The sequence below is a fragment of the Komagataeibacter medellinensis NBRC 3288 genome, assembly GCF_000182745.2.
Lineage (GTDB): Bacteria > Pseudomonadota > Alphaproteobacteria > Acetobacterales > Acetobacteraceae > Komagataeibacter > Komagataeibacter medellinensis.
The window spans coordinates 21,294-44,798 of sequence record NC_016037.1; the positions used below are offsets into that span (position 1 = coordinate 21,294).

The following is a 23,505-nucleotide window of genomic DNA, read 5'->3' on the forward strand; positions in this document are numbered from 1 at the left end:
GAGAAGAAAGTGCGGTTTCTGCTGCGCCAGTTCCCGTCATGAATACTTGTGAGACCTGTCCGACCTGATGGCGTGGGCGATCGGGAAAGTCTGTCGGCCGATATTGGAACGCCGGTCGTCCGTCCACATCGGGGATGAACTGTGTCTCTCCTGTTTCTCCATCAACCTTTAAGCGGGTTCGTGAACCTTATTTTTTCGTCAGTCGCATGATGTGGGCGCAGACGGGATCCTCCACAGGGAGTATCTGGCGTCGTGAGTGCCCGCTCATCCATGGTCCCGGTAATGCGTGCGCAGTGGCGCGGGCACATGCCGTTTGCTGCTGCGCGTAGACTGCGGCCATTCGTGCGTCCCGTATTCTTTTGCAGTTCACGCAGAATAAAAATCCTCAACGCGGATCATCAGGACGCAATATCTCGACGAACCATACAGAGGTCGTCGTGTGTTTCCGCACGATCATCTCAAATACTCACCGTAAATACCGGAGCGGTCTGAAACACAATCCATGCTGTTTGTGAAGGAGTGTCTTTCATGGCTTACACGTCTTCCCCAGAAGCACAGCAAAGAGAACTTGATGAGCTTCGCAATGCTGTAAACTGCGCCGTTGTTCTGGAGAAAGCCGGGTTCCGGCTGGATCGGCAGGCCACCGCGCAGCGTTCCGCCCGTAACCTGAAATTTCGCCGTGACAGTGAGGCCATTATTGTCAATCACGATGGCAAGGGCTGGTGGGACCCCAAGGGCGACGGCAAGGGCGATGTCTTCAAGCTTGTCCAGTATCTCGATCCCTCGAAGAACCTCGGTCATGTCAGGCAGGAACTTCGCGCCCTGATCGGCAGGAGCCCGACGCTCGAAGTTGTCGAGCGTACGAAGGGAGCCGCTGACAGACCGCGGCGCGATCCCGCTGAACTGTGGAACCGTCGCGCCGCACCCGGGCAGGGGACGGCTGCATGGTGCTATCTGACGGAGATCCGTGGGTTGCCCGAGCATATTGTCGCGATTGCTGGACAGCAGGGGGCGCTGAAGGAAGGCCCGCACGGAACCGCCTGGTTCGGCCACCGGGATGCGGACGGGCAGTTCACCGGCATGGAAATGCGGGGGCCGGATTACAAGGGGTTTTCGACGGGCGGAGTTGGCAAGCGTCTCTTCGGTTTCCGGGCCGACGGGGGAGAAAAGCCGGTGACACGCCTTGTCGTCACCGAGGCGGCCATTGATGCATTGTCCTTTGCTGCACTCGATCGCTTCCATAAAGGAACGCTCTATACCTCGACGGGTGGCGGCATGAGCCCAGAGAGCGAAGCGAACCTGAAGCGGGTCATGATGCAGGTCGCCGCCCAGCCTGAAGCGCGACTGGTTGTTGCCGTTGATAACGACATGCAGGGGGATCGTTATGCCGGGAAATTCGCTGCGATGGCACGGGACGTCAGTCTCTGGTCGGGGCGGATATCTCCGAAAGGGCCGGGAGAGGACTGGAATGCGGTCCTGAGGACCCGCAGGGAAGGAATGGAGGCGGGTTCTGTTCCCGTTGCGCCCTTGTGCCGCCTGTCCGAAGTTCTGGGTTCGGGGTCGAAAGCGCAGCCGGAGACGGTGTCTCCGTCATGGCTGGGTCAGGCCGAGGCGCACGGCACGCAGCGGCCGCCGCGGGTTTCGGCTCCGTCATTGCCTGCGCCGTCTGAACGTGTGGGGAAGCCCGCTGGGCCACGTTCATGTTCATCGCCGGGGATGTCCTTGTGAACCAGCGTGAGTCCTTTGGGCTCACCGAACAGACGGCATCACGGGATGATCGTCATTTACGGCTGGCGTGCCACAGAGGCGGGCGCCGAACGGTCCTGCGCGCAGGATCATCTCACATAGGAGAGGGTCATGGGATCTGTTTCAGACTATGCGGATCTGGGGATTACGCGTCTGGCGATGAAGGCAGACCTTGCACGAACATTTGCCTGCTCGCGCCCGGCTCGAGGCATCTGGAACCGCCACCTGCGCCAGCGTTTGGCGCAGGCAGAAGATGATCCCCCGATACCGCAAAGTGCAGTCCGCCTCTACGAGCGGCCGGGCTGTCCTGTCGGCCTGGTTATCGATGGACGCTGGGAAGGTCAGCTTGGGAACTGGGATCTTTCCTATCCGGCGACGATCCTGCTCTCGACCGGTAAGATCACCACGACCCCGGGTTGCATGGCGGAAGGGCTGGAAGAGCTATGACCGGTAATCTTCCCGTTCCGCGTGCGCTTGCGCCAGTCCTTGATAGCCTGACGCCAGAACAGCGGCGCGCGGCGATGGCGCTGGGATATGTTCTGGTTCTGGCAGGGGCAGGCACCGGCAAGACCAAAACCCTGACAGCCGGGGTCGCAACCCGCGTCGGACTGCATGGCATGGTTCCTGGCCAGATCCTCTGTGTAACCTTTACCAACAAGGCCGCCCAGGAAATGCGCAAGCGCATCGGAGACGTTCTTGGGACGTACTCGGTACCCACATGGCTTGGAACGTTTCATGCTCTGGCTGCCCGACAGCTACGGGCCGAGCCTGAAGTGGCGCAATTGCGTAGCGGTTTTGACATTCGTGACGCCGAGGACAGTCTCGCCATTGTCCGCCGCCTGATCAGGACTGTCCCTAAGGAAAAGCTTCCCGTGCCGCAGGAAGGAGCGCCAGGAGATGCGAGACAGATCAAAAAAATGGCCGAGCGGATTGCGCGGCTGAAAGAGGATCTGATCACACCGGTGGCTGCTTTCGCGCATGTTGAAAGCCTGATCGGCAGGCGGCAGTCGGCGAATCTCCATGTGGATCACGAAAGCTGGCGCTTTGTCGTCGGGTTGTATGGTCGTTACCAGGCGATCCTGCGCGAGCAGAACGCGGCGGATTTTGGTGATCTGCTGATGTGGCCGACCCTCGCGATGCTGCATGATGCGGCATACCATCGCCGGTGGTCCGCCCGTTTTACGGCCGTGATGGCGGACGAGTTTCAGGATGTGAACCGCGCCCAGTACCTGTGGCTCACGTTGCTCAGCAGGACGTCTGGTGAACTGTTCTGTGTGGGTGATGATTCCCAGAGCATCTATTCCTGGCGGGGGGCGAAAGTCGGCTTCCTGCGGAACTTCCCGCGTGAGTTTCCTGCTGTGAAGACGTTCAAGCTCGAGGAGAACTTCCGTTCCACCAGCAATATTCTTGATGCGTCGAATGCGGTGATTTCATTTGACCCGTCGCGGATCGAAAAGACACTGTTTACACGTCGGGGCGAGGGCCTCCCGATCGAGGTTCTGGGGTTCTCCTACGCCACCGAGGAAGCTGCGGCGATCGTCCGGGAGATTGGCCGTCGCGCAGCGACCGGCGTCGCCTGGCATGACATGGCTATCATTTACCGCCAGAACCGGCTTTTCCGAACGCTGGAGGAAGCATTGCTCCACGCCCGTGTCCCCTACGAGATCATCGGGGATGTGGGTTTCTATTGGCGTACCGCCGTCAAGGACGCTCTGGCCCTGCTGACGCTTTGTGCATGGCCCGATGAGCGCAGGTCGGACGAAGCCTTTCGGCGGATGGCCAACCGGCCCCCGCGGGGCCTTGGCGCCAGGGGCCTGGGGAAAATCGAGATAGAGGCTTCGGCGGGTGGTCTGTCGCTATGCGCGGCGGCCACACGGACCCGGCTGTCCCCGAGATGTGTCGTGGCGCTGCAGGGATTCGTCCAGATTCTCAGACAGATCGGATGTCGGAAAGGGGAAAGCCTTGGGGAGCGCCTTACCGGCCTGCTCGAGGCAACAGGGTATCTGGACATGCTGCGGGCTGATGATTCGGATGAAGCTGCAACCCAGCGCGAAAACCTCGCGGAACTGATCGAACTGGCCCAGGGTTTCCGGCGCGTGGAACACCTCCTCGAACATGCGGCACTGGCAGGCGGAGCACCTGGAGAAAAAGGTCGTGATCGCGTTCAGCTCATGACCATGCACCGGTCGAAAGGACTGGAATTCCGGCATGTCTTTCTTCCTGCGTGGGAAGAGGCGATTTTCCCCGGTGCGATGTCGCGCAATCCCGGAGAGGAGCGTCGCCTTGCCTATGTGGCGCTGACCCGGGCCATGGAGCAGGCCACGATCACGTTCTGTGATTATCGCCAGGGCGGATCTTCCCGTCCGAGCCGGTTCATTGACGAAATTCCACTCGAGAACCGGGTCAGCAGCTGGAATCATGGCAGGAACGAACCACGTCAGTCTGACGGCCGTTGGAGGCAGGTTGATCAGGAACTGAATGCGCTTGGCTTGTGAATGCGGACAATGCATGCTCCGGCAGCGGCGACATGCGTTCGCGTGGCCGGGGCATTGCACCAAACAGGCTGGTTCCGTCCGACGCTTCGGTCTTAAATTGCTTTTCTTTTGGTCGAAGGACGTCTGCTTTATGGCGAAAAAGCCGGTGCCGCCGATTGAGCCCGATGACTGGGATGATGACGAGGCGGGTTTCCTGCAGCCCCTGGAGCCACCGCCGCCCGTCCGGGATCCGACGGATCTCAGGCCGCATACGCGCCAGCTCACCGACCTTCTCCGGGCCAGATTTCCCGACAGATGGGTCGGTGTGGAAATCGGCATGCTTCCGCTGCGGTGTGAGGACGACCTGTTCTCCGATTTCATCGACCTTGGAGATGGCCTCGGGGTTCGCCTCGATTATGATCCCGAGGAGCCGGAGCGGGTACTCTGGATCAGTGCCGGCAACCGTGACCATGGTGGTGAGCCGCTCGACTTTCCCCGCGATAGCGAGGCCTGTCGTGGGCGCATGCTTTCAACCGGGGAAATCGCGGAACTGCTCGATTTTCTCGACAGGGAGGCCGCTTACTGATGCCCGCTGGCATGGCAGGCAAGCCCGATGCGCCGCCATGCGTTAATCAGTGTGCCCTGCGGCACGTTGCGCTCAAGATCGTGCAGCAGGGTTTCCAACTCGGAAAGGGAAAGGGTGCAGGCGACAAGCGCCGGTGACAGGACCGCAGTTCCCGTCATCACGACGTGGCTGAAGACCTGGATGGTCGGGTCCACGAGGCGGGCCAGCGCGTAGACGGCCCGGCAATGGGCGGCATTCTGCATCACCGGGCTGTAAATCAGCCGGGGCGGGGCGTCGGGCGCCTCGACAGCAAAACGCTGTCGCCACCGTTCATCTTCCGGGTGTCCGGTCAGTTCGCCGCCATACCGCTTTGTCTCCACGACATGGATGCCCCGCGGGCTGAGGAACAGGTGGTCAATCTGGGTGGTCCTGCCGTCACCTGTCGGCAGTATGGCGTTGTGCAGCACGGCCAGGCCGCTCCGGTCGAGCACGTGGGCTACGGCGCTCTCTCCTTTCTCGCCCTGGATGGCGGCGCGAAAGGATCGCCAGACCTGCGCCTCACGGGCCGTCAGGCGGCAGCTGCCGGAAGGCTTCACGCGATGACGTCGAAGTCTTGCCACGCAGTCTTCCCCTGTGGTTCCACGCCCCGATAGCATGTCCCGTATATCTGTCCATCATGCGACTGCAGCTGGATGTATTGGGAACCGTGTATGTTCCGGGTGAGGGGCCAAGTACATGTCTGCAGCGTGGATGCGGATCATCAATAGTGCCCGCTCAACCGCCAGCCTGAATGCAGGAGACCGGACAATCGGCGGCAGGCTCGTCCAGTTTCGCAGGGGATTCAGGATCCCGCCTGAACCCGGTATTCTCGTCCCCCCATTTCTTGAGAGCCATGATGACCGGCTCCAGGGTCCGTCCCCGCGGCGTCAGGCTGTATTCCACCTTCGGGGGCACCTCGGCGTAGACTGTCCGCAGCACAAACCCGTCCTGTTCCAGTTCGCGGAGCTGCGCCGTCAGCATGCGCTGGGTGATATTGGGCAGGCGCCTGCGGATTTCGTTAAAGCGCAGGGTTCCCTCGAGCAGGTGGTAGAGGATCACTCCTTTCCATTTCCCGTCGATCAGCTGAAGCGTCGCTTCAACGGCACAGCCGGGACTGCAATCAAGTGATTTATGCCGGATACGGGTCATGACGGTATCATTTCCGATACTATGGGCGTTAAAAGTGCGTTCTTGTCCGAACCCAGCATAATGCTCACTGTTCTCCTTCATCAACACAGGAGCAGACACCATGCGCGCCGTCGGTTACCAGACGCCTCTCCCGATCGACAATCCGGCTTCGCTCCAGGACATCGATCTGCCGAAGCCGGTCCCTTCAGGGCGGGATCTCCTGGTGGAAATCAGGGCTGTGTCGGTCAATCCGGTCGATACAAAAGTCCGTCGCAGCGCCACGCCGGATGCGGGTCAATGGCGGGTTCTGGGTTGGGACGCCGCCGGGATCGTTGCCGGCACCGGGCCTGAAGTCACGGATTTCGCCATCGGGGATGAGGTTTTCTACGCAGGCGCGCTCGATCGCCCGGGAACCGATGCTGAATTCCACCTGGTCGACGAGCGGATTGTCGGCCGTAAGCCCCGTTCCCTGAACTGGGCTGAAGCGGCGGCCCTGCCGCTGACAGCGATCACCGCTTGGGAGATGCTGTTCGATCGCCTGGATATCCGTCGGTCAGTCCCCGGCGTGAAGCCGGCCGTGCTGATTATCGGGGGTGCGGGCGGGGTCAGCTCCATCGCCATCCAGCTGGCCTGGGTCCTGACCGATGTCACGGTCATCGCCACCGCCTCCCGGCCAGAAACGCGCGACTGGGTGACATCCCTCGGGGCCCATCATGTGGTGGACCACAGCAGGCCGCTTGCCGCGCAGGTCGCCGCCCTTCCGACCGGTGCGCCCGCCTTCGTCTTTTCCACGACGCAGACGGATCGGCATATGCCAGAGATTGTCGCGCTGATCGCGCCCCAGGGGCATTTCGGCCTGATTGATGACCCGGCCGCGCTCGACGCCCTGCCGCTGAAGAAGAAAAGCCTGTCGCTGCACTGGGAGCTGATGTTCACGCGCCCGCTGTTCGGCACAGCCGACATGGGCAGGCAGGGCGAAATTCTCAACGAAGTCTCACGCCTCGTGGATGACGGGCGTATCCGCACCACGCTTGGCAGGAACCTCGGCCTGATCAAGGCGGCGAACCTGCGGCAGGCCCATGCCCTGATCGAGAGCGGTCAGGCAAAGGGCAAGATCGTGCTCGAAGGTTTTCCTGGCTGAAATGGAGAAGACCATGAAAGCGCTCGACGAGACAGGGTGTGGAACACGGGCGGAGAACAGGCCTCATGACTGATGAAAAGCACCTGATGACCCTGAACCGTACCGGTGGGCGGTTCGATCTCAACAGGATTGCGGCAGCGTTCCCGAAAACCGCGGATACGATGCTGCTGGATACCTATCTGACCGACAGGCCGGAAGCCAGCATCAGGGTGTTCCGGATCTATCGGGACGTGCCGCCGCATTATCATACCCAGTGTGATGAAGTCCTCCATGTGCTTTCCGGAGAAGGGACATTCTGGATTGATGATCCGGCTGAAGAAGCACCGTTTGTCCCCGGGCACCTGCTGGTCTTTCCGCGGCGTGCGGTGCATGCGGTGCCGCGTATCCTGCGTGATCCTGTCATTTTTCTTGCCATCGACACACCGCGCCGGGCACCGGATGACGTGGTGTTCGTCAATCCTGCCGAAGGCACGCCTTCCGGCTTCATCAAGAGTATCTGAAGTCATGTCGCGGGTCACAGATGAACTGGATCTGTGTCCCTGCAGCGCATGCCCGCAAAACGCGGCGTAAGTCCTGGGCGTCTGGAGACGGTTCCCTTTCCTGAAAGGCCCGGTTCGGGAAACATCTCTGTTCAGCAGGAAAAAAAGAAAATCAGGGGCGGCCCCTTCGGGGTTCTCTCACTCTGGTTCGCTAAGCGGCTGCGCCGCTAACCTCACTGGAGCCCCCTGCGGGGTCTCCACGCTTTCGCGCAACGGTTCGACCGCTCGCCCGGGGGTTCTTCAGGATGAATACTTATGAGATGCTTGATAATACTGCGATTAATAAAATGGGCATAAGGAAATAAAGGGAATAAAAACAATAGTAAACTAATGTTTACTGATAATATATTGTCTTTTTTATTGTATTTATATTCTGTCTGTACTATTCTTTATTTGTGGAGAGGGAAATGGTTCCCGCCACAGACGCCCCGCCCGGTGCTCCAACACCGGACAGGGCTGACGCCAGACAGAAAGGCTAGTTTCATGTCCAACGCTACCAACACAATGACCGCCGCCCTCGCTTCCGTGCAAGAGAAGAAAGCCGCCAGCAAGGCAAAAGCGGGCCAGAAGGCCCCCGCCGCCCGCCGTTTCGAGGAAGCGGCCCGGCGCGCGCCTGTCATCACCATCGAGGCCGCCGAAGCCCTGATCCCCGTTCCCGACCAGATCACCAAGATCGTTTCCCATTTCGGCCTTGAGGACTTCGATGCCGACGCCCTCGCGGAAACGGCCCGGCAGGCTTTCACCGTCATTGCCCGCAGCCTATCGCCCGTGCTGGTCGTGACCACATGGAACGGCGAGCAGAACGACAAGGGGCTGGAAATGCACCTCCAGCGCATGGCTGGCGCCGCTGTCGCGTCCGCCTTCGGGGCCGCCCAGTTCTACGACGCCAAGCGCGCGCAGGCCCGCGAACTGTCCTCACAGTTCAACGAGTATCGCGAAGAGGACCGGATGGGCGTCGACGGGCTGGAAAACAGGGCGGCCAACGCCCGCCGCTTCGCAGCCGAGCAGGGGATCAAGGCCGCCGCTCTGGTCGCGTCCGCCCGCGGGGCCCTTGCCGCCTACGAGGACATGATCGGCACCCCGTGGAAGCCCTACACGGCCAGCAACGCCCGCACCATCGACCAGCGGGCCGCAGCTGCCGAGATGGACGCCCTCGGCTTCTGACCGACCCGGCCGGACCCACGGCGGGTCCGGCCACCCACGGCAAGGTACCTTTCCGCAAGGATCGACCCGCATGAGTGAATATGAATCCATGGCAGACCGCGACGAAGCCCTTGCGCTTTCGCGTGCTGCGCCCCACCACGCATGGGTCCTGACGGACCGGGACGTCTGGCATCGCAATCCTTTTTATCACGGCCCGGAAATGCCGCATCCCGAAGATGACGGCGCGCATGACTTTATTGCCGACCACGGCATCGACGCATGGCGGGAGGCGACCACGGCCGCAAGGGTCGCAGCCATTGCCGCAGCCGAAGCGAAAGCGCGCGAGATCGCGGACGCCCCCGACCCCTGGTGGCCTGACGATCCGACGCCTTGAGAGACTATGCCGCAGGAGCCCGGAAACCGGGTTCCTGCTTCTGGTGTCCGGGGTCGCTATCGTGCTTGCAAAAAAATGCCCTGAAACCAGCATGTCGCCGCGAGGCGCCCGCCTCAAGCCCGCTGCGCGCCGCGCTTCGCGCGGTGAGGACACGCCCCTTTCAGTGAACAGGGCCGCCCGGAGCGCAGGGCGGTGCCCCGCGCTCCGGGCAACCCGGTCCACCTCAGGGGCATGCCCTCAGGCTTGACCCGGGCACCTCGCGGTCCTCCCGGCGGGCAGCGGCCTTCCCTGATCCGCTCCCGGGAAAAACAATGTCGGTCATGCAGCATGCCGGACAGTGGAGATGACAAACCTACTGTGTCGCCCTGCCGAACACGAAGCCAAGCTTGCCGTCATTCATGATGTAGGGCGTGCAGGTCATGCCGGGATGGACCGCGTCGTAGGGTTTCAGCCATCTTGTCGAGACCCAGCCGGGACGCAATGCGAGATTCATGCTCCGGACGTAGCCGTTCGTAGGCGGTGCGTCCGTGGCGATGGGGAGTACTGCCAGCGCAGGAGCAATGCTCGGGGCACCGTCCCGTGGTTCGCTCTGCAGCGGGATCGGATGCCTGAAATCCATCATGACCCGTTCCGGCGCATCAAGGGCCATGCATCTGTACCCGTCGAGCGCACGGACCGGGGTTCTGTGCAGCGCGAAGGCCGGGTGGCTGATGCTGCAGGTGAGGGCCGCAAGGATCGCGGCCCGGCAGGAAAACCTCATGCTGGACTCCTTGTCAGCCGGTCAGGATCGAACTGGACGCAGCACTGCCCATTTTTGCTGCGACCGCCGCGCGCCATTGGCCGACCGTGGTGGTTGAACTGATATTGTTCCCCGACATCGCCGTGCTCGATATGTAGGACGACATGAGGCTGCTGTCGTCGGCCGTCGCGATTTCAGCACCTGCGTTCGGGCCAAAGTTATAATAGGCGCGGGCATCAAGGGCTGTCGGGTTACTGATGCCACTGTGCTGCAGACGGGTGGCCGCATCCTTGAGATACTGCGCCGCAGCCACTGCCTGCGTTGCCGGGTCCTGCTGGCCTGCCGTGCCGCTGGTGATGGACGAGGCCAGCGAGGGGGCTGCTGCCAGTGCCTCTTCAAGGGTCTGGCTGTAGGTCCCGTTGCTCATCTGGAACGCGCCTGTGATCGTACTGCCGTTTCCGGCCGTGTAGAGGTTCTGGCAGCCGGATTCCACCACGCAGGTCGCGGCAAGCGCCGATGGATTGACGCCCAGCGCCTCGGCGTTCTGGGCTGCCGCATAGCCCCATGACTGCTGGTATAGGGTCTCAAGCGCATCGCTGTCGGACGTGCCTGCTGTCGCTGTCTGGGTGACGGCGCCGCTTCCGCTGGTGGCCTGGGCTGTGCCCGTCGTGTCCGGGGTCCAGCCACCGAGCCCCGGTTCCTGATAGGTTGCGTTGACATGTGTCGGGAGCCCGCCCGGCACGTTTACTGTCTGTGCCCGCCCGATGGGGGGAGTGACGAGGCCGCACGTTACGAGGACCACGGTCGCTTGCGCCGTGCGGCAGCATGGAAAGGGGAGCCGGATCACCTTGGCATCCTGTTGCGAGGCGGACAGGATCGACCAGCATCATGCGACTTGTGTCAGAACTTCGTACGGCGTTTCGGTTCCGGACCTGAGCGTGTCCGTTATGGACACGCTCAGGGCATCCGTCCGAGCGCAAATCCCGCTATCAGGACGATGGAGCTGTATCCCAGGATGCGAAAGGCCGTCTGCAGGTTGTACCGTCTGGTCATGGCCGTGGCTTGGCTCTCGATGGCGCCCCTTAATCCTTTCGTTATATCTGCGGTGATCGCGAGGAGTTTCTTTTCGACCAGCTTTTCGTTGATGGTGCGCAGCGTGTGCACCGCTTCAATGCCGTCCCTGAGGTGGCTGTGGATGGCGATCGTGTCCTGCGCCAGGGTTTCGCGCTGCTGTTCCGCCACCAGCCTGCTCTCGGCAGCGGCGCGGATGGAGGCGCGCCTGGCCTCAATGCAGAGGGTGCCGATCTGGTCTATCGCTGCGACCAACGCCGAAAGCACTTCGACTTCGGGTGCGATCGGACGCTCGACCCACTGGGCGGCGACCCGGCGCAGGTTCTCCATTCGGACCGCGAATTCACGGTCTGCCGCCTCGATGTCGCCCTGGGCCGCCATCAGACATTCTCCATAACCACGTCGGGCAGCCCCTTTGGCATCCGGGGCAGATAGTCCGCTCCGAGGTCGCGCAGGAAGAGGGGTACGTCCCGTTTGAGCCAGCGATTGACCCGTAGCCTGTCGAAGACCGAGCTTTTCGGCTGTCCGGGAACCGGCTTGTTCGCAGCAAAATCCATGAACGACTGCCCACGATCCGCGATTTTCTTCAGCCCGTTGATCGCGGGGAACACACCGTGCGCGGCGCCGCGGTCCAGAGCGTTGAGAACCGCTTCGTTTTCGAGGATCTGGCTGACCGCCTGAGGTGTATCGATACCGACGGGAAGCAGGCCTTCATTTATGACAATAGCCGTGCGGGGCGGCAGGAAACCATGTTGCTCCTGAAGGTCCTGCAGATAGTCGATGTCCGCATTCTCCATACCGATCATGAAGATCGTCACAAGCGAGACCCCGAGCTCGTCCAGCGCCGCGACAAGGGGAGATGAGCGGATCAGTTCGTGCATCGCAGTCCATCCTCCCCCGATGTCGAGGATCGCATCATGGCGGGATTCAACCAGTTTCTCGATCTGCCCTTCCAGCCAGGCAGCCTGCCCGGTCGGGGACATGCTGTCCGCTTCCAGAACCTGTGGACCAAGCGATGAAAGCGTATGCGAGCGGTTCATGGAATCCGTGTTCCAGATCTCCGGTCTGCCTCCCTGCTGGGCCGTGATCTCGGCCAGTGATTTGAGGAATGTCGTTTTTCCCACCCGCTGGCGCCCGATTGCGACGAGCAGGGTTGGGCGTGTCACCAGCTCCGTTGGTTCTGCGGCGTCTGTGATCGTGGCGGATGCCATGCCTTACTCCCGATGAAAACCGGGCTCCTTCCGCTTCAGCCGCGTAAGAAGATCCCGCTTGATGGCCTCGGCCCGGGCGCGACCAATGGGAAAGTTCTTCTCCCCGGTTGTCTCGCTGCCCGAGCATGCTGGCACTGTCGCGGGCAATGATGCGACCTGCGCGTTTTTTTCGGCGGACACTCTTTGTGCGGGTACAGCTGATGCATCGGGGAGGGGGGGGAGGTTTTTCTGGCCATCATCGACAAGGTCGGGCTTCCAGTCCTGCGGCAGCCGGCTCGGATGGGTGTTGTGGACGGGGGGATCGACTTCTACCGAGGCGGTCTGTTCCTCAGCATGTCCTTTTCGGGCGTTCCTGACCTGTACCCAGAGCTTCCTTACCTTTCTGAGGCCGGAATGGTCTGCGGAGATATCGAGGCCGCTCTCGCGCATCACGGCGATGACGGGCTTCCATGAGCCACCATGCGGTCTGATGGCGGCAACGGCGTCATGATGCTCGGTTAGCCAGAGCAGGACGGAACGGGTCGCTGCCTGGGTGGTCATGGCAATTGCGTGTTCGCGTAGGCGCTTTTGGACGTCGATATTGGCCACGGTCAGTATCCCTGTTTCCAGCGTTCAGCGGTTATGTGGGGATTTTCGGCTTCATCGCCACTACAGCGCTCCCTTTCCGCTCCCCTGCCGCTCCCTTATCGCTCCTTTATCGCTCCCTTGTCGCTCCCTCTGATTTAAGGAGCCTCATACACCATTGCACCGTTGGTGCGGGCGGCTTTGCCGCCAGAGAAGGACACGCGGCAAAGGGTGGGCCTGTAAGGCCTGCCCCTTCCGAGCAGTTGGTTATGGTGGGTCGCATGATGGGGCCAGATGATGCTTGCAGCCATCGCCCAGGGGAGTCGGCCATGTGCGTCAAATCAGACAACACGATCCACGCGAATTTTACGGACGCGGCTCCTCAGAGTGTCCTCGACGGCATACCTTATGCTTTTGGCGGAAAGCTGGTCCGCTCCGTTTTCATCAACGGGTTCACATGGTTTGTGGCTGACGACGTGGCGCGCGCTCTTGATTACGAAAGCGCGAGGAGTGCGATCAGGTATCTTGATGCAGACGAAGTAGCGAAAGCGTTCATCGAGACCGAAGGTGGCCCGCAGACCATGCTGATCGTGAGTGAAAGCGGTATCTACCATCTGACGTTCAAGTCCACGAAGCGAAAAGCAAAGGATTTCCGGAGATGGGTCACGCATGAAGTTTTGCCTCAGATCCGTCGGACAGGAAGCTACGGCAAGAGCGGGATGCGCTCAGACCACGATGAGCCTGCCATGACTGGTGAAGAGAAGGAACTGCTTTCACGCCTGTCCCATCCGGGACCCCATATGGTCTTCGTGATGCCGGGACAGAAGCCGTATATAGAGGAGGTCGATCCTCGCGAGTTTATTCGCAACCTCGACCGTCACGATGTCGAAGGGCTGGCTCACGCCATGAACCTGATTGGCTCGGTCTGGAGCATATGTTGTAAAATTGACGGGGCAATATACGGCTCCGCCGTTCTTCAAAGCGGCGTCGGTCGGCAGCTTGACGATGCTATCCGCATCGGCCTCGACATATCCCGCTGTGTCGTTACTGCCATCCGGGAAAAAACGTAGTCTTTGCCATCCAGATGGGGTGGACGGCCTCCCTGCGGCATCAATGTGCCATGATGGAGGTTCACTGACCATCAGGAGGAGACCGCCCGTATGAAAGCTAGCATAATTGGCCTTGATATTGCCAAATCCGTTTTTCAGGCTCATGGGGCTGACGCAATTGGAAAGTGCGTTTTCAAGCGCAAGCTTGGTCGCAGTGAAGTTTCAGCATTTTTTGCAAAACTTGACCCATGTGAAGTTGTTCTGGAAGCCTGCGGGTCAGCTCATTACTGGGCACGGGTGATCAGCAGGATTGGTCATGATGTCAGACTGGTTCCTCCTGATCGGGTCAAATCATTTGTCAAAAAAGGCAAGAAAAATGACGCTGTTGATGCGGCTGCGATCTGCATGGCGGCGACTCATCCTGATACGATGTGTGTTCCGATCAAGAGCGAAGAGCAGCAAGGTGTCTTGTCACTGCATTCTGCCCGCGCTCTTCTGGTCAAACAGCAGACCATGCTGAGTAATGCGTTACGGGCTCTTGCTTCCGAGTTCGGGCTGATAGCCCCTCTGGGCACACGCCATCTGCCAGAACTGATGGCAAAAATAGAGACATCAGCCGACCTGCCTGCTGCCATGAAGCAGAGTGCCATGTTGTTATTTGAGCATTATGAAAAGGTCGCTCAGAGCATTGATGCTTTGGAAGTGCAGATCCGGGCGCGTGCAAAAAGCGATGACGATGCGCGTCGGTTGATGACCATCCCTGGGGTCGGTCCTATAACGGCTTCTCTGATTGTCGCCTCGGTCGCGGATATTGGCTCTTTCGCCTCTGCGCGCCATTTTGCCGCCTGGCTGGGGCTTGTGCCTCGTCAGCATTCTACCGGCGGTAAAACCCGTCTGGGAAGGATTACCAAAACGGGCAATCGGCAGATAAGAACGTTGCTGGTTCTTGGTGCGACGGCCATGCTTCATCGTGCCCATAAGTGGGATAGCGCTGCGGGTCAGTGGCTATGCGAACTCATGGCGCGTCGTCCAAGGCGTCTGGCAACAGTTGCACTTGCCAATAAAATGGCTCGTATCATCTGGGCGTTGTTGTCACGTAAAGAGATCTATCGTCCGGCTGGTGTCAGTGTTTCAGCAGGCTGACCTGCACCAGCAGAACGATGGACACCGGAGCTTGCTCCGGTAGATCCGGCAGTATGTACGAACCGACGTGATGGGAAGACAGTCATTCAGCAACAGTTCAGGCCATACCGTTCGACCGTCTGTGCCCCTGAGCACGTGATACCAGATTGGTGCCTGACACGTGAGCGCACACCCATGATGGCCAGCGCATAAAGTCGCATAAACAGGCCGGACATAAGAGCGCATCTGACCGGGTCTTCACGTTAAATCGGTATTCATCATCCAGCCGGTAGAATAATACGTTTTAGAAATGACATCGGGAGAACAATGTGAGGTATTGCGCTTAAACGGCCGTCCACATAAGGCCGTCGAGGTGGTTGCTGATTCGCATCCAGAAGGCGGCGTCGTCTGCCAGGCCGGCCTCGACGCAGCGTCCGATATGATGTCGCGCGCGTTCCCTGGCGCTTGGCAGCCCGTATTCGCGCAGGAGGGCTACCATCATGGCGTCCGGATCCACGGCGTCATGGGCGTGCGTGTTTGCTGTTGCGCGACACCACGCTGGTGGCAGGGCAGGGGATCACGCTGGGTTCGGTTGCAGCGAGCGCGTCCCAGGACATCGAACAGCATGATTACAGTCACCGCGCGGCCGAGACGGAGAATTTCGGGGCGTCGGTCAGCACAGGCGGGCTAACCGGCCACTTCGCCACCGCGATCGGTGCGGGCATGGCGGCCAATGCCGGTGGGCTGCTGGGGTCGCGACCCATCAGGATGCCAGCTTGCTCGCGCCGTCGGCGATCGGGTCGAACGTGCAGATTGCAGTCGGCAGTGCCAGCGGTGACCTCTCCCACGCGGCCTCCACGTCCAGCCATCCGCTGACCAACACCTTCGGCGCCTAGCAGATATAGAACGAGTTGCAGGTCCAGTAGGTCGGATCGCAGGTCGTGGGACAGGTCGGGGGAATGGTTTCGGATGCGCTGCACAGCAAGGGCGTAGCAGGGTTTGACGAGACCAACTGGAAGGACAATTACGGTCGTATCCTGATGGAGGCGGCCGGCAATGCAGGCGTGGCGGCACTTGGTCATGGCAATGTGGCCGCGGCTGGTATTGGTACGGCGTCTGCAGGCATTGCGACTTCTGCCATCCTGCCCAGCGCGGTAGCGTGGGCCGTCAGCGAAACGAAGGATCGGGATACAGAGATAGCCCTGGCCAATATCATTACCAACACGGTCGCCTCTGCTGCCGGGGCAGCGGGCGGTCTGGCTGCCGGGGGATCGACATCGATTGATGCACTGACGGGGGCCGCCGCGGCGTCAGCCATTCAGCAGAACAACATGAGCCAGCAGATGGCCGTAGCTGTTGAAATAGCGGAAATCGCGAGCAAAGTCCTAGGGCGTGTCGTCAGTTAATTCCGATGATGGCGGAAACGAGTTGCACTGCTGCGAGGAATGTTGACTTCGGCTTGTCGTAGCGTGTTGCAATGCCTCTGAACTGCTTCAATCTGGCAAAGAAGCGTTCAATGATGTTTCTGTTTTTGTAGAGCTGGAAGCTGATTTTCCGTGGATTGCGTCGGTTTTTCCTTGAAGGGATAACCAGTGTAATCTGCCGTTCTTCGATCTTTTCGACAAGCGGATCGGCGTCATAAGCCTTGTCGGCGATAAAGGCTTTGGGATCGACCTCATCCAGCAGGGGGGCTGCTTCCGTGATGTCCGCTCTCTGCCCGGGCGTCAGGGACAGGGCGACCGCCTTTCCTGCGGCATCGACAATGGCGTGGATTTTCGAAGTCAGTCCACCACGGGACCGCCCGATGGCCTGATCTGTGCCCCTTGTTTACGGGCACCCGCACTGTGCTGGTGCGCCCGGACAATCGTGCTGTCGATCATCATGTAGTCGTTGTCGCGATCGGCGGCCAGATGCCGGAAAATCCGTTCGATCACGCCGCCTTCGCACCAGCGACGCAGTCGCCGGTGAACGTTCTTCCAGTCCCCGAACCGGGCAGGCAGGTCACGCCACGGAATGCCGGCACGGTAACGATACAGAACCGCTTCCACAAACAGACGGTTATCGGCAGCCGTTCCGCCGACATGGCCTTCACGACCCGGGAGAAGATCTTTTATCCGTTTCCACTGGCTGTCACTCAGGCCATATCGTCGCATTCATTCTCTCCCTGAAAACAGAGAGAAAACATCACAGATCAAACGGGAGTACAAGCCTCATAGCGCCAGATGCTAAATGACGACACGCCCTAGCACTACAGTTGCATTTTGTGTTGAGTTCTGAATCTATGGGTAACCATGATTCAGGATATGATGAGTGGCGGTACGTCTGTTGAAGAGACGCTGGAATTATGGGCGCGCTCGCTTCGGTCCGCCAAGGATCGGATGGCGCCGCTGTTCACGCAAAAACGTGTCGTAGATTCGGCCTGTGCTTTTCTTGATGTTTTGATTGGCAATGAACCACGCAAGACGGGATGGATGCGAGCGGAAGCCGCAGGAGATCCTGGTCCATGGCGGCAGCAGGCGCTTCTGGGACGCGGGCACTGGGATGCCGATGCCCTTCGTGACGTCGTCAGGGATTATGTGATTGAGCATCTGGGCACTGAAGAGGGCGTGCTGGTCATTGATGAGACCGGTTTTCTGAAGAAGGGTCAGGCGTCCTGCGGTGTGGGGCGGCAGTATACGGGATCTGCCGGCAAGATCACGAACTGCCAGATTGGTGTGTTTGGCGCTTATGTTTCGGAACGGGGGCATGCCTTTATTGACCGCGCCCTGTATCTCCCGAAAGACTGGACATCAAAGCCTGAGCGTCTGAAGCGGGCCCACGTTCCCGATGACGTGGTGTTTGCAACCAAACCGGCGTTAGCCTCGATGATGATTGAGCGAAGTATTGAGGCCGGTGTGCCGTTCCGCTGGGTTGCAGCAGACAGCGTGTATGGCGTGGGCGACGTAGAACGCACGCTTCGCCGGGCAGGAATTGGATATGTGCTTGGGGTCAAGGGCAATCACTGGTTCGGATCATGGGCAACGGAACCGCTGATTGCCGGAGAGGCGAAAGATATTGCAGCAGGACTGCCAGACCAGGCCTGGCGTCGTCTGTCAGCGGGGCACGGCACAAAAGGTGAGCGACTTTATGACTGGGCGTATCTTCCGCTTGCTGATCTGGATGCTGAAGAATTTGACTGCCCTATAGCCGGACCATGGACACGTGGCCTGTTGATCCGCCGAAACATCGCTGACGGGGACCTTGCCTATTTTACGACCTGGAGCCCGAAAGGGACAACCACGCAGGAACTGGTGAACGTTGAAGGGACGCGCTGGAGGATCGAAGAAGGGTTCGAGACGGCCAAAAACGAATTTGGTCTTGATCATAACGAGACCCGCTCCTGGCATGGTTGGCATCGGCACGTCTCTCTGGTCATGCTGGCCTATGCCGTCATGGCCAGTGTCCGTTACCAGGCAAACTCACTGAAACCGAAAAAAACACAACTCAGAACACGACAGTCCTTGTCCGCTGGTCCATTCAGGAGATCAGGCGCCTCGTCGTAAAACTTGCACAACGCAGACTACCCGTCTCTCACATCCTCAGATGGTCCGTCTTTCGACGAACGCATCAGGCCAGTGCTATCCGCGCTCACTCACGACACAAAATGCAACTGTAGTGCTAGAAGGCGTGCCCAATCCCATCGTGAAGGGCGTTGGTGTCGTGCTGGATGTCAGTACGGCCATATATGTCGCTCACGATGCGCTGGCCAATCACTTGCCGGACGGAAAAGGGACGACGGTTCATTCTGAGAATAACGAGGCAATAGACAATTCACCGCCGTCTGGGAGTGGTGGTGTTGCATCTTCAAGAAGTAGCGGAAGTGCAACTCCGGAGCCCGAAGGTGAGGAGCCTCCCCAAGACGAATACAAGACGTCAGATCCAACAAAACAGCTCTTAGACACCGGAAAATTACTTGATCCAAGTGATAAAGCTGGCGAGCTTATCCGGGCTGGCCGGGCTTTACAAAAGCATGGCGGACGAAGGGGATCGGCATTTCCTGCCCCGAAAAGAAATCCAGCAGCAATTAACGCGGCTGGGCAAGCAGAACTAGATGCCATACTTAATGACACACATAAAACGATTAACAACGGGAACAGATTTGGAGGAAAAGATGTGACGCAGGTGACGGCCGAGGAGCACGCTTCGATGCTAACGGTATATTTAGAGGATTTCTAGAACCATGAAGTTTGATTTTTCTGGATCAATAATAGAAACAAAAATATTCAGTGATTCTGAGTATGACAATATAGTTTGTGAGATATACATTGACGGAGTATATATATGTCTTTTGTCTACGGACGACGGAATAGAGAAAATTAGTATAGTATTTCCTGATTGTAAGGAGGAATGTAAAAAAACAAAGTGAAATATGACACATTCGTCTTCGCATTATCTGTAGCAAAAAAAGATATTTTAAATAAGTTCTGAATTTTCTGAGTCTTATTTTAAAAAGTGCGGGGTATAAAATAACATCGACCTGAACGCGGTGAAGTCCAATATTGGGTTTGACCTCGAGAAGTCGAGCACGACGCTGACGACGGGCACGGTGCAGGGTTCGACGGCGGCGGCGGGCAACACGCTGGCCGTGACCGCGACATGCGGCGTGCCGACCGACAGCCAGTCGGGCAATATCGTGGCGCCGGCGTCCCAGCTTTCGGGGCAGGTGACGCTGCAGGCGGGATATGACACGACGCACGAGGTCGCCAGCTCGAAATCGATCGAGGCGAGCGTGGGGGCTTCGGCCAGCATCGGCACGAAAGGGGCCGGTGTCAGCATTGAGGGCGAATTCGGCGCCTCGAAGACCAACACCAATGCCGCGTCCAGCACGGCGGTGGACAGCACGGTCAGCGGCACGGACAACGTCACCATCGCCAACGCGACCGGCGCGACAACCCTGAACGGGGCGGAGATCAGCGGCAAATCGATTGATGTCGCGACGAAAGACCTGACCATCACCACGGCGCAGGACACGTCGGGCTACAATTCGAAGACCACGGGCATTGACGCCAGCTTCTCGGTCCCGGTCTGGGGCGCGGGTGACATCGGGGGCAGCGCGAGTTTCAGTTACACGACCGTCAAGGACAGCTATGCCTCGACCGAGGCGACGCAGTCCGGGCTGTATGCGGGCAGTGGCGGTCTTGATGTTACGGCGAGTGGCACGACGACCCTGAACGGGGGCGTGATCGAAAGCACGGCGGCGGCCGCGCTCAACCAGCTGTCCACGGGCACGCTGGTGGCCAATGGCATCGCCAACCATGCCGACGCCACGGCGAAGACGATGGTCTATCAGGCCAACGTTATGAATCCCGAAGGGGCTACGGGCGGGGGAACCGGCAGCTTCGCCACCGCGATTGGCACGGGCATGGCGGCCAATGCCGGTGGCCTGCTGGGGGCCGCGACCCATCAGGACGCCAGTTCGGTCACGCAGTCGGCCATCGGCTCGAACGTGCAGATCGCAGCCGGCAGCACCAGTGGCGACCTCTCCCGCTCGCCCTCCACGTCCAGCCATCCGCTGACCAACACCTTCGACGCCCAGCAGATGCAGAACGACCTGCAGATCCAACAGGTCGTGGGACAGGTCGGCGACATGGTCTCGACCGGTCTGGAGTCCGTTGACAAAAACGCTTTTGGAGAAGATGGCGCGGGCCGGACTGGACTTGAAGCCGTAGGTAACGCCGTCGGCGCCACATTAGGACATGGCAACGTTCTGGGGGAGGCGGTTGGTGCCGCGTTGTCTCGAGCTTTATACAAACTGACTGATCCGATCGTGGTTTCGATGGCGAACAGCCTGTTTCTGGATGATCCCGATGCCCAGAAGACATTCGTCGGCGTCCTGACCAACAGCCCGGCTTCAGGAGAAGGGGCATTGGGCGGTATGATCGGCGGTGCGACTGCAGTGGGTAAAAAACGTGCTGGGACTGCAAGGATTAGGGCCTGTTAGGGCTTGATCCAGTCTGCTGCGGCAGCGATGTGGATGACCGCGAGGAACGACGTTGCTGTTTTTTCATATCTGGTTGCGACAGCGCGCCACTCCTTGAGGCGAGCCCAGAGGTTCTCAACGAGATGCCGACACCGATAGGCCCATTTCGGGCAGGCGACCGGGCCATCGCGTCGTTTCGCGGGAATGGCTGGCCGTGCTCCCATGTCCCATATCCGTTCACGCATGGCGTTCGACGCGTAGCCCTTGTCCGCTACTACCCACAGGGGAGTGGCGGGAAGGCTGTCGAGCATGGCTGGTGCCAGAGACAGTTCATGAGCCTGTCCAGGGGCCAGCGCAAAACCGAAGGCTTTTCCATGTCCATCAGCGATCACGCAGACTTTTGTGCCATAGCCGCCGCGAGAGCGGCCAAGTGCTTCACGATGGTCTCGCTCTTCGAAAGAGGCCCCTTTTTTTGGGCTCCCGCCGCTTTGTGGTGAGCCCTGATGTTTGTGCCATCCAGAAAAGTCATTCCGAATGCCACTCCCTGTTGTTCCTGAACCAGTGCGAGCAGCCGCTCCCATACGCCGAGCTTCGCCCAGCGGATGAAAAGCTGCGCAGCCCGCCACCACGGACCCAGTTCAGCGGGGATACTCCGCCATTTCGCGCCATTCTCATGACGCCAGAAAATCGCTGCTATCGTCCGCCGCAGATCATGTGGCGGCGTCTTGCCCCTCGGGCGAACCTCCTCAATCAGAGGTTCCCAGATCGCCCATGTCTCGTCCGTAAAGGTGCCTGTTCTGTCTCCTTCTTCCATCCCTACAATATGGGAAGAAATTCAAGATCTAACAGGCCCTAATGGAAATAAGAATGCTGTACCTGTTATCGTATTACGTGCACCATGAGGTTATAAAATGTCAGTATTTAAGAATGATATCCTAGCATTATGCCGGGAGGCTATTGAAGGATATGATGGTTGGGAGTTCGTATCCGACCAGTTTAGGAATAAATCTCTAAAGCATACGACTTTATTCGTCGATCCAGGACTTCGGTTTGATCGGGTTGGCCCTCTGGGAGAAGTAATGCCTTTTCCTGTGCTATTTCTAGATAATAAAAAAACAATGCGGATATATAAAAAAATACTAGGAACTTCTGTCCATACATCGCGCGTAACGTTTTCGGAAATCAGAGGCTCACTAGGGCCTGTTAGATCTTGAATTTCTTCCCATATTGTAGGGATGGAAGAAGGAGACAGAACAGGCACCTTTACGGACGAGACATGGGCGATCTGGGAACCTCTGATTGAGGAGGTTCGCCCGAGGGGCAAGACGCCGCCACATGATCTGCGGCGGACGATAGCAGCGATTTTCTGGCGTCATGAGAATGGCGCGAAATGGCGGAGTATCCCCGCTGAACTGGGTCCGTGGTGGCGGGCTGCGCAGCTTTTCATCCGCTGGGCGAAGCTCGGCGTATGGGAGCGGCTGCTCGCACTGGTTCAGGAACAACAGGGAGTGGCATTCGGAATGACTTTTCTGGATGGCACAAACATCAGGGCTCACCACAAAGCGGCGGGAGCCCAAAAAAAGGGGCCTCTTTCGAAGAGCGAGACCATCGTGAAGCACTTGGCCGCTCTCGCGGCGGCTATGGCACAAAAGTCTGCGTGATCGCTGATGGACATGGAAAAGCCTTCGGTTTTGCGCTGGCCCCTGGACAGGCTCATGAACTGCCTCTGGCACCAGCCATGCTCGACAGCCTTCCCGCCACTCCCCTGTGGGTAGTAGCGGACAAGGGCTACGCGTCGAACGCCATGCGTGAACGGATATGGGACATGGGAGCACGGCCAGCCATTCCCGCGAAACGACGCGATGGCCCGGTCGCCTGCCCCAAATGGGCCTATCGGTGTCGGCATCTCGTTGAGAACCTCTGGGCTCGCCTCAAGGAGTGGCGCGCTGTCGCAACCAGATATGAAAAAACAGCAACGTCGTTCCTCGCGGTCATCCACATCGCTGCCGCAGCAGACTGGATCAAGCCCTAACAGGCCCTAAACATGTTGCCAGAATTTTTGCAATCTACGCCAAGGTTTATTCAAAATAGAGCGATGTTTATAGAAGCTGGAGGATCAGATAAGCCGTATTGGCGTGACGCAAACGAATTTAAAGATGTGATTAAAAGAATATTTCTTCAAGGCGTTGCATTCTTTGAAAGTCATTATAATTTTAACAGTGAAAAAGACATGCTGGAAGAGCTTCCTGCACGGTATGCCGTAACAGCATCTGGAGGGTATAAAGAATACGAGCAAGAGCGTGGAGTTATGCTTTGTATCGTTCGGTGTATCCTTGGTGACTTCGAATTTGTTAAGCGTTATCGAAGCGATGAATATAAGACTGTATTTCCAAAAATGACAGAAGATTTAGATAAAATCATAGCATGCCTTCCCCAGATGAAAAAATCATGGCAGGAAAAGGGTTGCGTCTCCGTCTGAGGTTGCTTTTAACATAACGTAGCGGTCGTTAATGGAAATGCACACAATTAGGCACAATTTGCAAAGTGCCTACATGAATATTGCTCTCCTGGTTTTGGATTGGCGGTGTAGACGTGCCGCTTATCCAAGTGGCAAACACGTA

Annotated in this window: 27 protein-coding genes; 16 read left to right on the forward strand and 11 right to left on the reverse strand. The window is 58.9% G+C overall.

Annotated features, from left to right (window positions below):
• Positions 1-528 precede the first annotated feature (528 nt).
• The 4 genes from GLX_RS14655 to GLX_RS14670 all read left to right on the forward strand — a co-directional run bounded on the left by GLX_RS14655 (position 529) and on the right by GLX_RS14670 (position 4,806).
• Positions 529-1,728, forward strand: a complete 1,200-nt coding sequence (locus GLX_RS14655; protein ID WP_014106779.1) for a DUF3991 and TOPRIM domain-containing protein — start codon at positions 529-531, stop codon at positions 1,726-1,728.
• A gap of 129 nt (positions 1,729-1,857) precedes the next feature.
• On the forward strand, positions 1,858-2,193 hold the full coding sequence (locus GLX_RS14660) for a hypothetical protein (protein ID WP_014106780.1): 336 nt from the start codon (positions 1,858-1,860) through the stop codon (positions 2,191-2,193).
• Complete coding sequence (locus GLX_RS14665; RefSeq protein ID WP_014106781.1) at positions 2,190-4,241, forward strand: ATP-dependent helicase; 2,052 nt, start codon at positions 2,190-2,192, stop codon at positions 4,239-4,241. The genes GLX_RS14660 and GLX_RS14665 overlap by 4 nt, the downstream gene beginning before the upstream one ends.
• 130 nt (positions 4,242-4,371) lie before the next feature.
• Positions 4,372-4,806: a hypothetical protein gene (locus GLX_RS14670; protein WP_023524162.1), complete on the forward strand. Its 435-nt coding sequence runs from the start codon at positions 4,372-4,374 to the stop codon at positions 4,804-4,806.
• Here GLX_RS14670 and GLX_RS14675 read toward each other — a convergent pair.
• Both GLX_RS14675 and GLX_RS14680 read right to left on the reverse strand, forming a co-directional pair.
• Positions 4,800-5,405: a nuclease-related domain-containing protein gene (locus tag GLX_RS14675; protein WP_231850464.1), complete on the reverse strand. Its 606-nt coding sequence runs from the start codon at positions 5,403-5,405 to the stop codon at positions 4,800-4,802. The genes GLX_RS14670 and GLX_RS14675 overlap by 7 nt on opposite strands.
• A gap of 154 nt (positions 5,406-5,559) precedes the next feature.
• The gene (locus GLX_RS14680; RefSeq protein ID WP_014106784.1) at positions 5,560-5,973 is read right to left on the reverse strand and encodes a winged helix-turn-helix transcriptional regulator; all 414 of its coding nucleotides are present in this window, start codon (positions 5,971-5,973) and stop codon (positions 5,560-5,562) included.
• A 100-nt stretch (positions 5,974-6,073) separates the two neighbouring features.
• On the opposite strand from GLX_RS14680, the gene GLX_RS14685 reads away from it, so the two are divergent.
• From GLX_RS14685 to GLX_RS14700, 4 genes are all read left to right on the forward strand, one after another.
• Positions 6,074-7,093 (forward strand): zinc-binding alcohol dehydrogenase family protein, encoded by a 1,020-nt coding sequence (locus tag GLX_RS14685; protein WP_014106785.1) that lies wholly within the window; start codon positions 6,074-6,076, stop codon positions 7,091-7,093.
• 65 nt (positions 7,094-7,158) lie between these two features.
• On the forward strand, positions 7,159-7,593 hold the full coding sequence (locus tag GLX_RS14690) for a cupin domain-containing protein (protein WP_014106786.1): 435 nt from the start codon (positions 7,159-7,161) through the stop codon (positions 7,591-7,593).
• 522 nt (positions 7,594-8,115) lie between these two features.
• The gene (locus GLX_RS14695) at positions 8,116-8,796 is read left to right on the forward strand and encodes a hypothetical protein (RefSeq protein ID WP_023524158.1); all 681 of its coding nucleotides are present in this window, start codon (positions 8,116-8,118) and stop codon (positions 8,794-8,796) included.
• 70 nt (positions 8,797-8,866) lie between these two features.
• On the forward strand, positions 8,867-9,169 hold the full coding sequence (locus tag GLX_RS14700) for a hypothetical protein (protein WP_014106788.1): 303 nt from the start codon (positions 8,867-8,869) through the stop codon (positions 9,167-9,169).
• 352 nt (positions 9,170-9,521) lie between these two features.
• Here GLX_RS14700 and GLX_RS14705 read toward each other — a convergent pair whose 3' ends face one another.
• The 5 genes from GLX_RS14705 to GLX_RS14725 form a co-directional block, all read right to left on the reverse strand.
• Complete coding sequence (locus tag GLX_RS14705; protein ID WP_014106789.1) at positions 9,522-9,929, reverse strand: hypothetical protein; 408 nt, start codon at positions 9,927-9,929, stop codon at positions 9,522-9,524.
• Positions 9,930-9,942: 13 nt separating this feature from the next.
• The gene (locus tag GLX_RS14710; protein WP_014106790.1) at positions 9,943-10,755 is read right to left on the reverse strand and encodes a hypothetical protein; all 813 of its coding nucleotides are present in this window, start codon (positions 10,753-10,755) and stop codon (positions 9,943-9,945) included.
• A gap of 110 nt (positions 10,756-10,865) precedes the next feature.
• Positions 10,866-11,360 (reverse strand): hypothetical protein, encoded by a 495-nt coding sequence (locus GLX_RS14715; RefSeq protein ID WP_014106791.1) that lies wholly within the window; start codon positions 11,358-11,360, stop codon positions 10,866-10,868.
• Positions 11,360-12,190, reverse strand: a complete 831-nt coding sequence (locus GLX_RS14720; RefSeq protein ID WP_014106792.1) for a hypothetical protein — start codon at positions 12,188-12,190, stop codon at positions 11,360-11,362. The genes GLX_RS14715 and GLX_RS14720 overlap by 1 nt, the downstream gene beginning before the upstream one ends.
• Positions 12,191-12,193: 3 nt before the next feature.
• Entirely contained in the window at positions 12,194-12,778 is a 585-nt protein-coding gene (locus GLX_RS14725) for a hypothetical protein (protein ID WP_023524157.1), read from the reverse strand.
• A gap of 257 nt (positions 12,779-13,035) precedes the next feature.
• On the opposite strand from GLX_RS14725, the gene GLX_RS14730 reads away from it, so the two are divergent.
• Together GLX_RS14730 and GLX_RS14735 are read left to right on the forward strand one after the other, a co-directional pair.
• Positions 13,036-13,824, forward strand: a complete 789-nt coding sequence (locus GLX_RS14730; RefSeq protein WP_231850465.1) for a BRO-N domain-containing protein — start codon at positions 13,036-13,038, stop codon at positions 13,822-13,824.
• A 90-nt stretch (positions 13,825-13,914) separates the two neighbouring features.
• Positions 13,915-14,946 (forward strand): IS110 family RNA-guided transposase, encoded by a 1,032-nt coding sequence (locus GLX_RS14735; protein WP_010511145.1) that lies wholly within the window; start codon positions 13,915-13,917, stop codon positions 14,944-14,946.
• Positions 14,947-15,268: 322 nt separating this feature from the next.
• On the opposite strand, the gene GLX_RS18660 is transcribed toward GLX_RS14735, so the two are convergent.
• The gene (locus GLX_RS18660) at positions 15,269-15,427 is read right to left on the reverse strand and encodes a hypothetical protein (protein ID WP_167537205.1); all 159 of its coding nucleotides are present in this window, start codon (positions 15,425-15,427) and stop codon (positions 15,269-15,271) included.
• Positions 15,428-15,560: 133 nt separating this feature from the next.
• Positions 15,561-15,794, reverse strand: a complete 234-nt coding sequence (locus GLX_RS18245; protein WP_148268687.1) for a hypothetical protein — start codon at positions 15,792-15,794, stop codon at positions 15,561-15,563.
• A gap of 90 nt (positions 15,795-15,884) precedes the next feature.
• On the opposite strand from GLX_RS18245, the gene GLX_RS14740 reads away from it, so the two are divergent.
• Complete coding sequence (locus tag GLX_RS14740; protein ID WP_014106795.1) at positions 15,885-16,331, forward strand: hypothetical protein; 447 nt, start codon at positions 15,885-15,887, stop codon at positions 16,329-16,331.
• Here the strand turns inward: GLX_RS14740 and GLX_RS17570 are convergent.
• A protein-coding gene (locus GLX_RS17570; RefSeq protein WP_110570266.1) for an IS5 family transposase occupies positions 16,324-17,078 on the reverse strand; the annotation gives its coding sequence in 2 pieces (ribosomal slippage) (positions 16,324-16,739 and positions 16,739-17,078; 756 coding nt in all). The genes GLX_RS14740 and GLX_RS17570 overlap by 8 nt on opposite strands.
• Before the next feature lie 138 nt (positions 17,079-17,216).
• On the opposite strand from GLX_RS17570, the gene GLX_RS14750 reads away from it, so the two are divergent.
• The 3 genes from GLX_RS14750 (at position 17,217) to GLX_RS14755 (ending at position 20,905) form a co-directional block, all read left to right on the forward strand.
• The gene (locus GLX_RS14750; RefSeq protein WP_012812328.1) at positions 17,217-18,467 is read left to right on the forward strand and encodes an IS701-like element IS1452 family transposase; all 1,251 of its coding nucleotides are present in this window, start codon (positions 17,217-17,219) and stop codon (positions 18,465-18,467) included.
• Positions 18,468-18,591: 124 nt separating this feature from the next.
• Positions 18,592-19,140, forward strand: coding sequence for a hypothetical protein (locus GLX_RS17575; protein WP_148268688.1), 549 nt, complete (start codon positions 18,592-18,594; stop codon positions 19,138-19,140).
• 310 nt (positions 19,141-19,450) lie between these two features.
• A complete protein-coding gene (locus GLX_RS14755; RefSeq protein WP_014106798.1) occupies positions 19,451-20,905 on the forward strand; it encodes a hemagglutinin repeat-containing protein in 1,455 nt (484 codons plus the stop codon).
• Here GLX_RS14755 and GLX_RS14760 read toward each other — a convergent pair.
• A protein-coding gene (locus tag GLX_RS14760; protein WP_248705283.1) for an IS5 family transposase occupies positions 20,902-21,698 on the reverse strand; the annotation gives its coding sequence in 2 pieces (ribosomal slippage) (positions 20,902-21,359 and positions 21,359-21,698; 798 coding nt in all). The genes GLX_RS14755 and GLX_RS14760 overlap by 4 nt on opposite strands.
• 421 nt (positions 21,699-22,119) lie before the next feature.
• Here GLX_RS14760 and GLX_RS14765 point away from each other — a divergent pair.
• Together GLX_RS14765 and GLX_RS17580 are read left to right on the forward strand one after the other, a co-directional pair.
• A protein-coding gene (locus tag GLX_RS14765; RefSeq protein ID WP_082779839.1) for an IS5 family transposase occupies positions 22,120-22,916 on the forward strand; the annotation gives its coding sequence in 2 pieces (ribosomal slippage) (positions 22,120-22,459 and positions 22,459-22,916; 798 coding nt in all).
• A 12-nt stretch (positions 22,917-22,928) separates the two neighbouring features.
• Positions 22,929-23,363, forward strand: a complete 435-nt coding sequence (locus GLX_RS17580; RefSeq protein ID WP_014106801.1) for a hypothetical protein — start codon at positions 22,929-22,931, stop codon at positions 23,361-23,363.
• The last annotated feature ends 142 nt before the right edge of the window (positions 23,364-23,505 follow it).

Excerpts from the sequence above, each read along its gene's own strand:
- GLX_RS14655 (WP_014106779.1), top strand. The coding sequence starts at position 529 with ATGGCTTACACGTCTTCCCCAGAAGCACAGCAAAGAGAACTTGATGAG.
- GLX_RS14750 (WP_012812328.1), top strand. The coding sequence starts at position 17,217 with ATGATTCAGGATATGATGAGTGGCGGTACGTCTGTTGAAGAGACGCTG.
- GLX_RS14715 (WP_014106791.1), bottom strand. The coding sequence starts at position 11,360 with ATGGCGGCCCAGGGCGACATCGAGGCGGCAGACCGTGAATTCGCGGTC.
- GLX_RS14730 (WP_231850465.1), top strand. The coding sequence starts at position 13,036 with ATGATGGGGCCAGATGATGCTTGCAGCCATCGCCCAGGGGAGTCGGCC.
- GLX_RS14695 (WP_023524158.1), top strand. The coding sequence starts at position 8,116 with ATGTCCAACGCTACCAACACAATGACCGCCGCCCTCGCTTCCGTGCAA.
- GLX_RS18245 (WP_148268687.1), bottom strand. The coding sequence starts at position 15,794 with ATGGCTGGACGTGGAGGCCGCGTGGGAGAGGTCACCGCTGGCACTGCC.
- GLX_RS14660 (WP_014106780.1), top strand. The coding sequence starts at position 1,858 with ATGGGATCTGTTTCAGACTATGCGGATCTGGGGATTACGCGTCTGGCG.
- GLX_RS14705 (WP_014106789.1), bottom strand. The coding sequence starts at position 9,929 with ATGAGGTTTTCCTGCCGGGCCGCGATCCTTGCGGCCCTCACCTGCAGC.
- GLX_RS14670 (WP_023524162.1), top strand. The coding sequence starts at position 4,372 with ATGGCGAAAAAGCCGGTGCCGCCGATTGAGCCCGATGACTGGGATGAT.
- GLX_RS14685 (WP_014106785.1), top strand. The coding sequence starts at position 6,074 with ATGCGCGCCGTCGGTTACCAGACGCCTCTCCCGATCGACAATCCGGCT.
- GLX_RS14680 (WP_014106784.1), bottom strand. The coding sequence starts at position 5,973 with ATGACCCGTATCCGGCATAAATCACTTGATTGCAGTCCCGGCTGTGCC.
- GLX_RS14735 (WP_010511145.1), top strand. The coding sequence starts at position 13,915 with ATGAAAGCTAGCATAATTGGCCTTGATATTGCCAAATCCGTTTTTCAG.
- GLX_RS14690 (WP_014106786.1), top strand. The coding sequence starts at position 7,159 with ATGACTGATGAAAAGCACCTGATGACCCTGAACCGTACCGGTGGGCGG.
- GLX_RS17580 (WP_014106801.1), top strand. The coding sequence starts at position 22,929 with ATGTTGCCAGAATTTTTGCAATCTACGCCAAGGTTTATTCAAAATAGA.
- GLX_RS14665 (WP_014106781.1), top strand. The coding sequence starts at position 2,190 with ATGACCGGTAATCTTCCCGTTCCGCGTGCGCTTGCGCCAGTCCTTGAT.
- GLX_RS18660 (WP_167537205.1), bottom strand. The coding sequence starts at position 15,427 with ATGATGGTAGCCCTCCTGCGCGAATACGGGCTGCCAAGCGCCAGGGAA.
- GLX_RS14720 (WP_014106792.1), bottom strand. The coding sequence starts at position 12,190 with ATGGCATCCGCCACGATCACAGACGCCGCAGAACCAACGGAGCTGGTG.
- GLX_RS14740 (WP_014106795.1), top strand. The coding sequence starts at position 15,885 with ATGGTTTCGGATGCGCTGCACAGCAAGGGCGTAGCAGGGTTTGACGAG.
- GLX_RS14700 (WP_014106788.1), top strand. The coding sequence starts at position 8,867 with ATGAGTGAATATGAATCCATGGCAGACCGCGACGAAGCCCTTGCGCTT.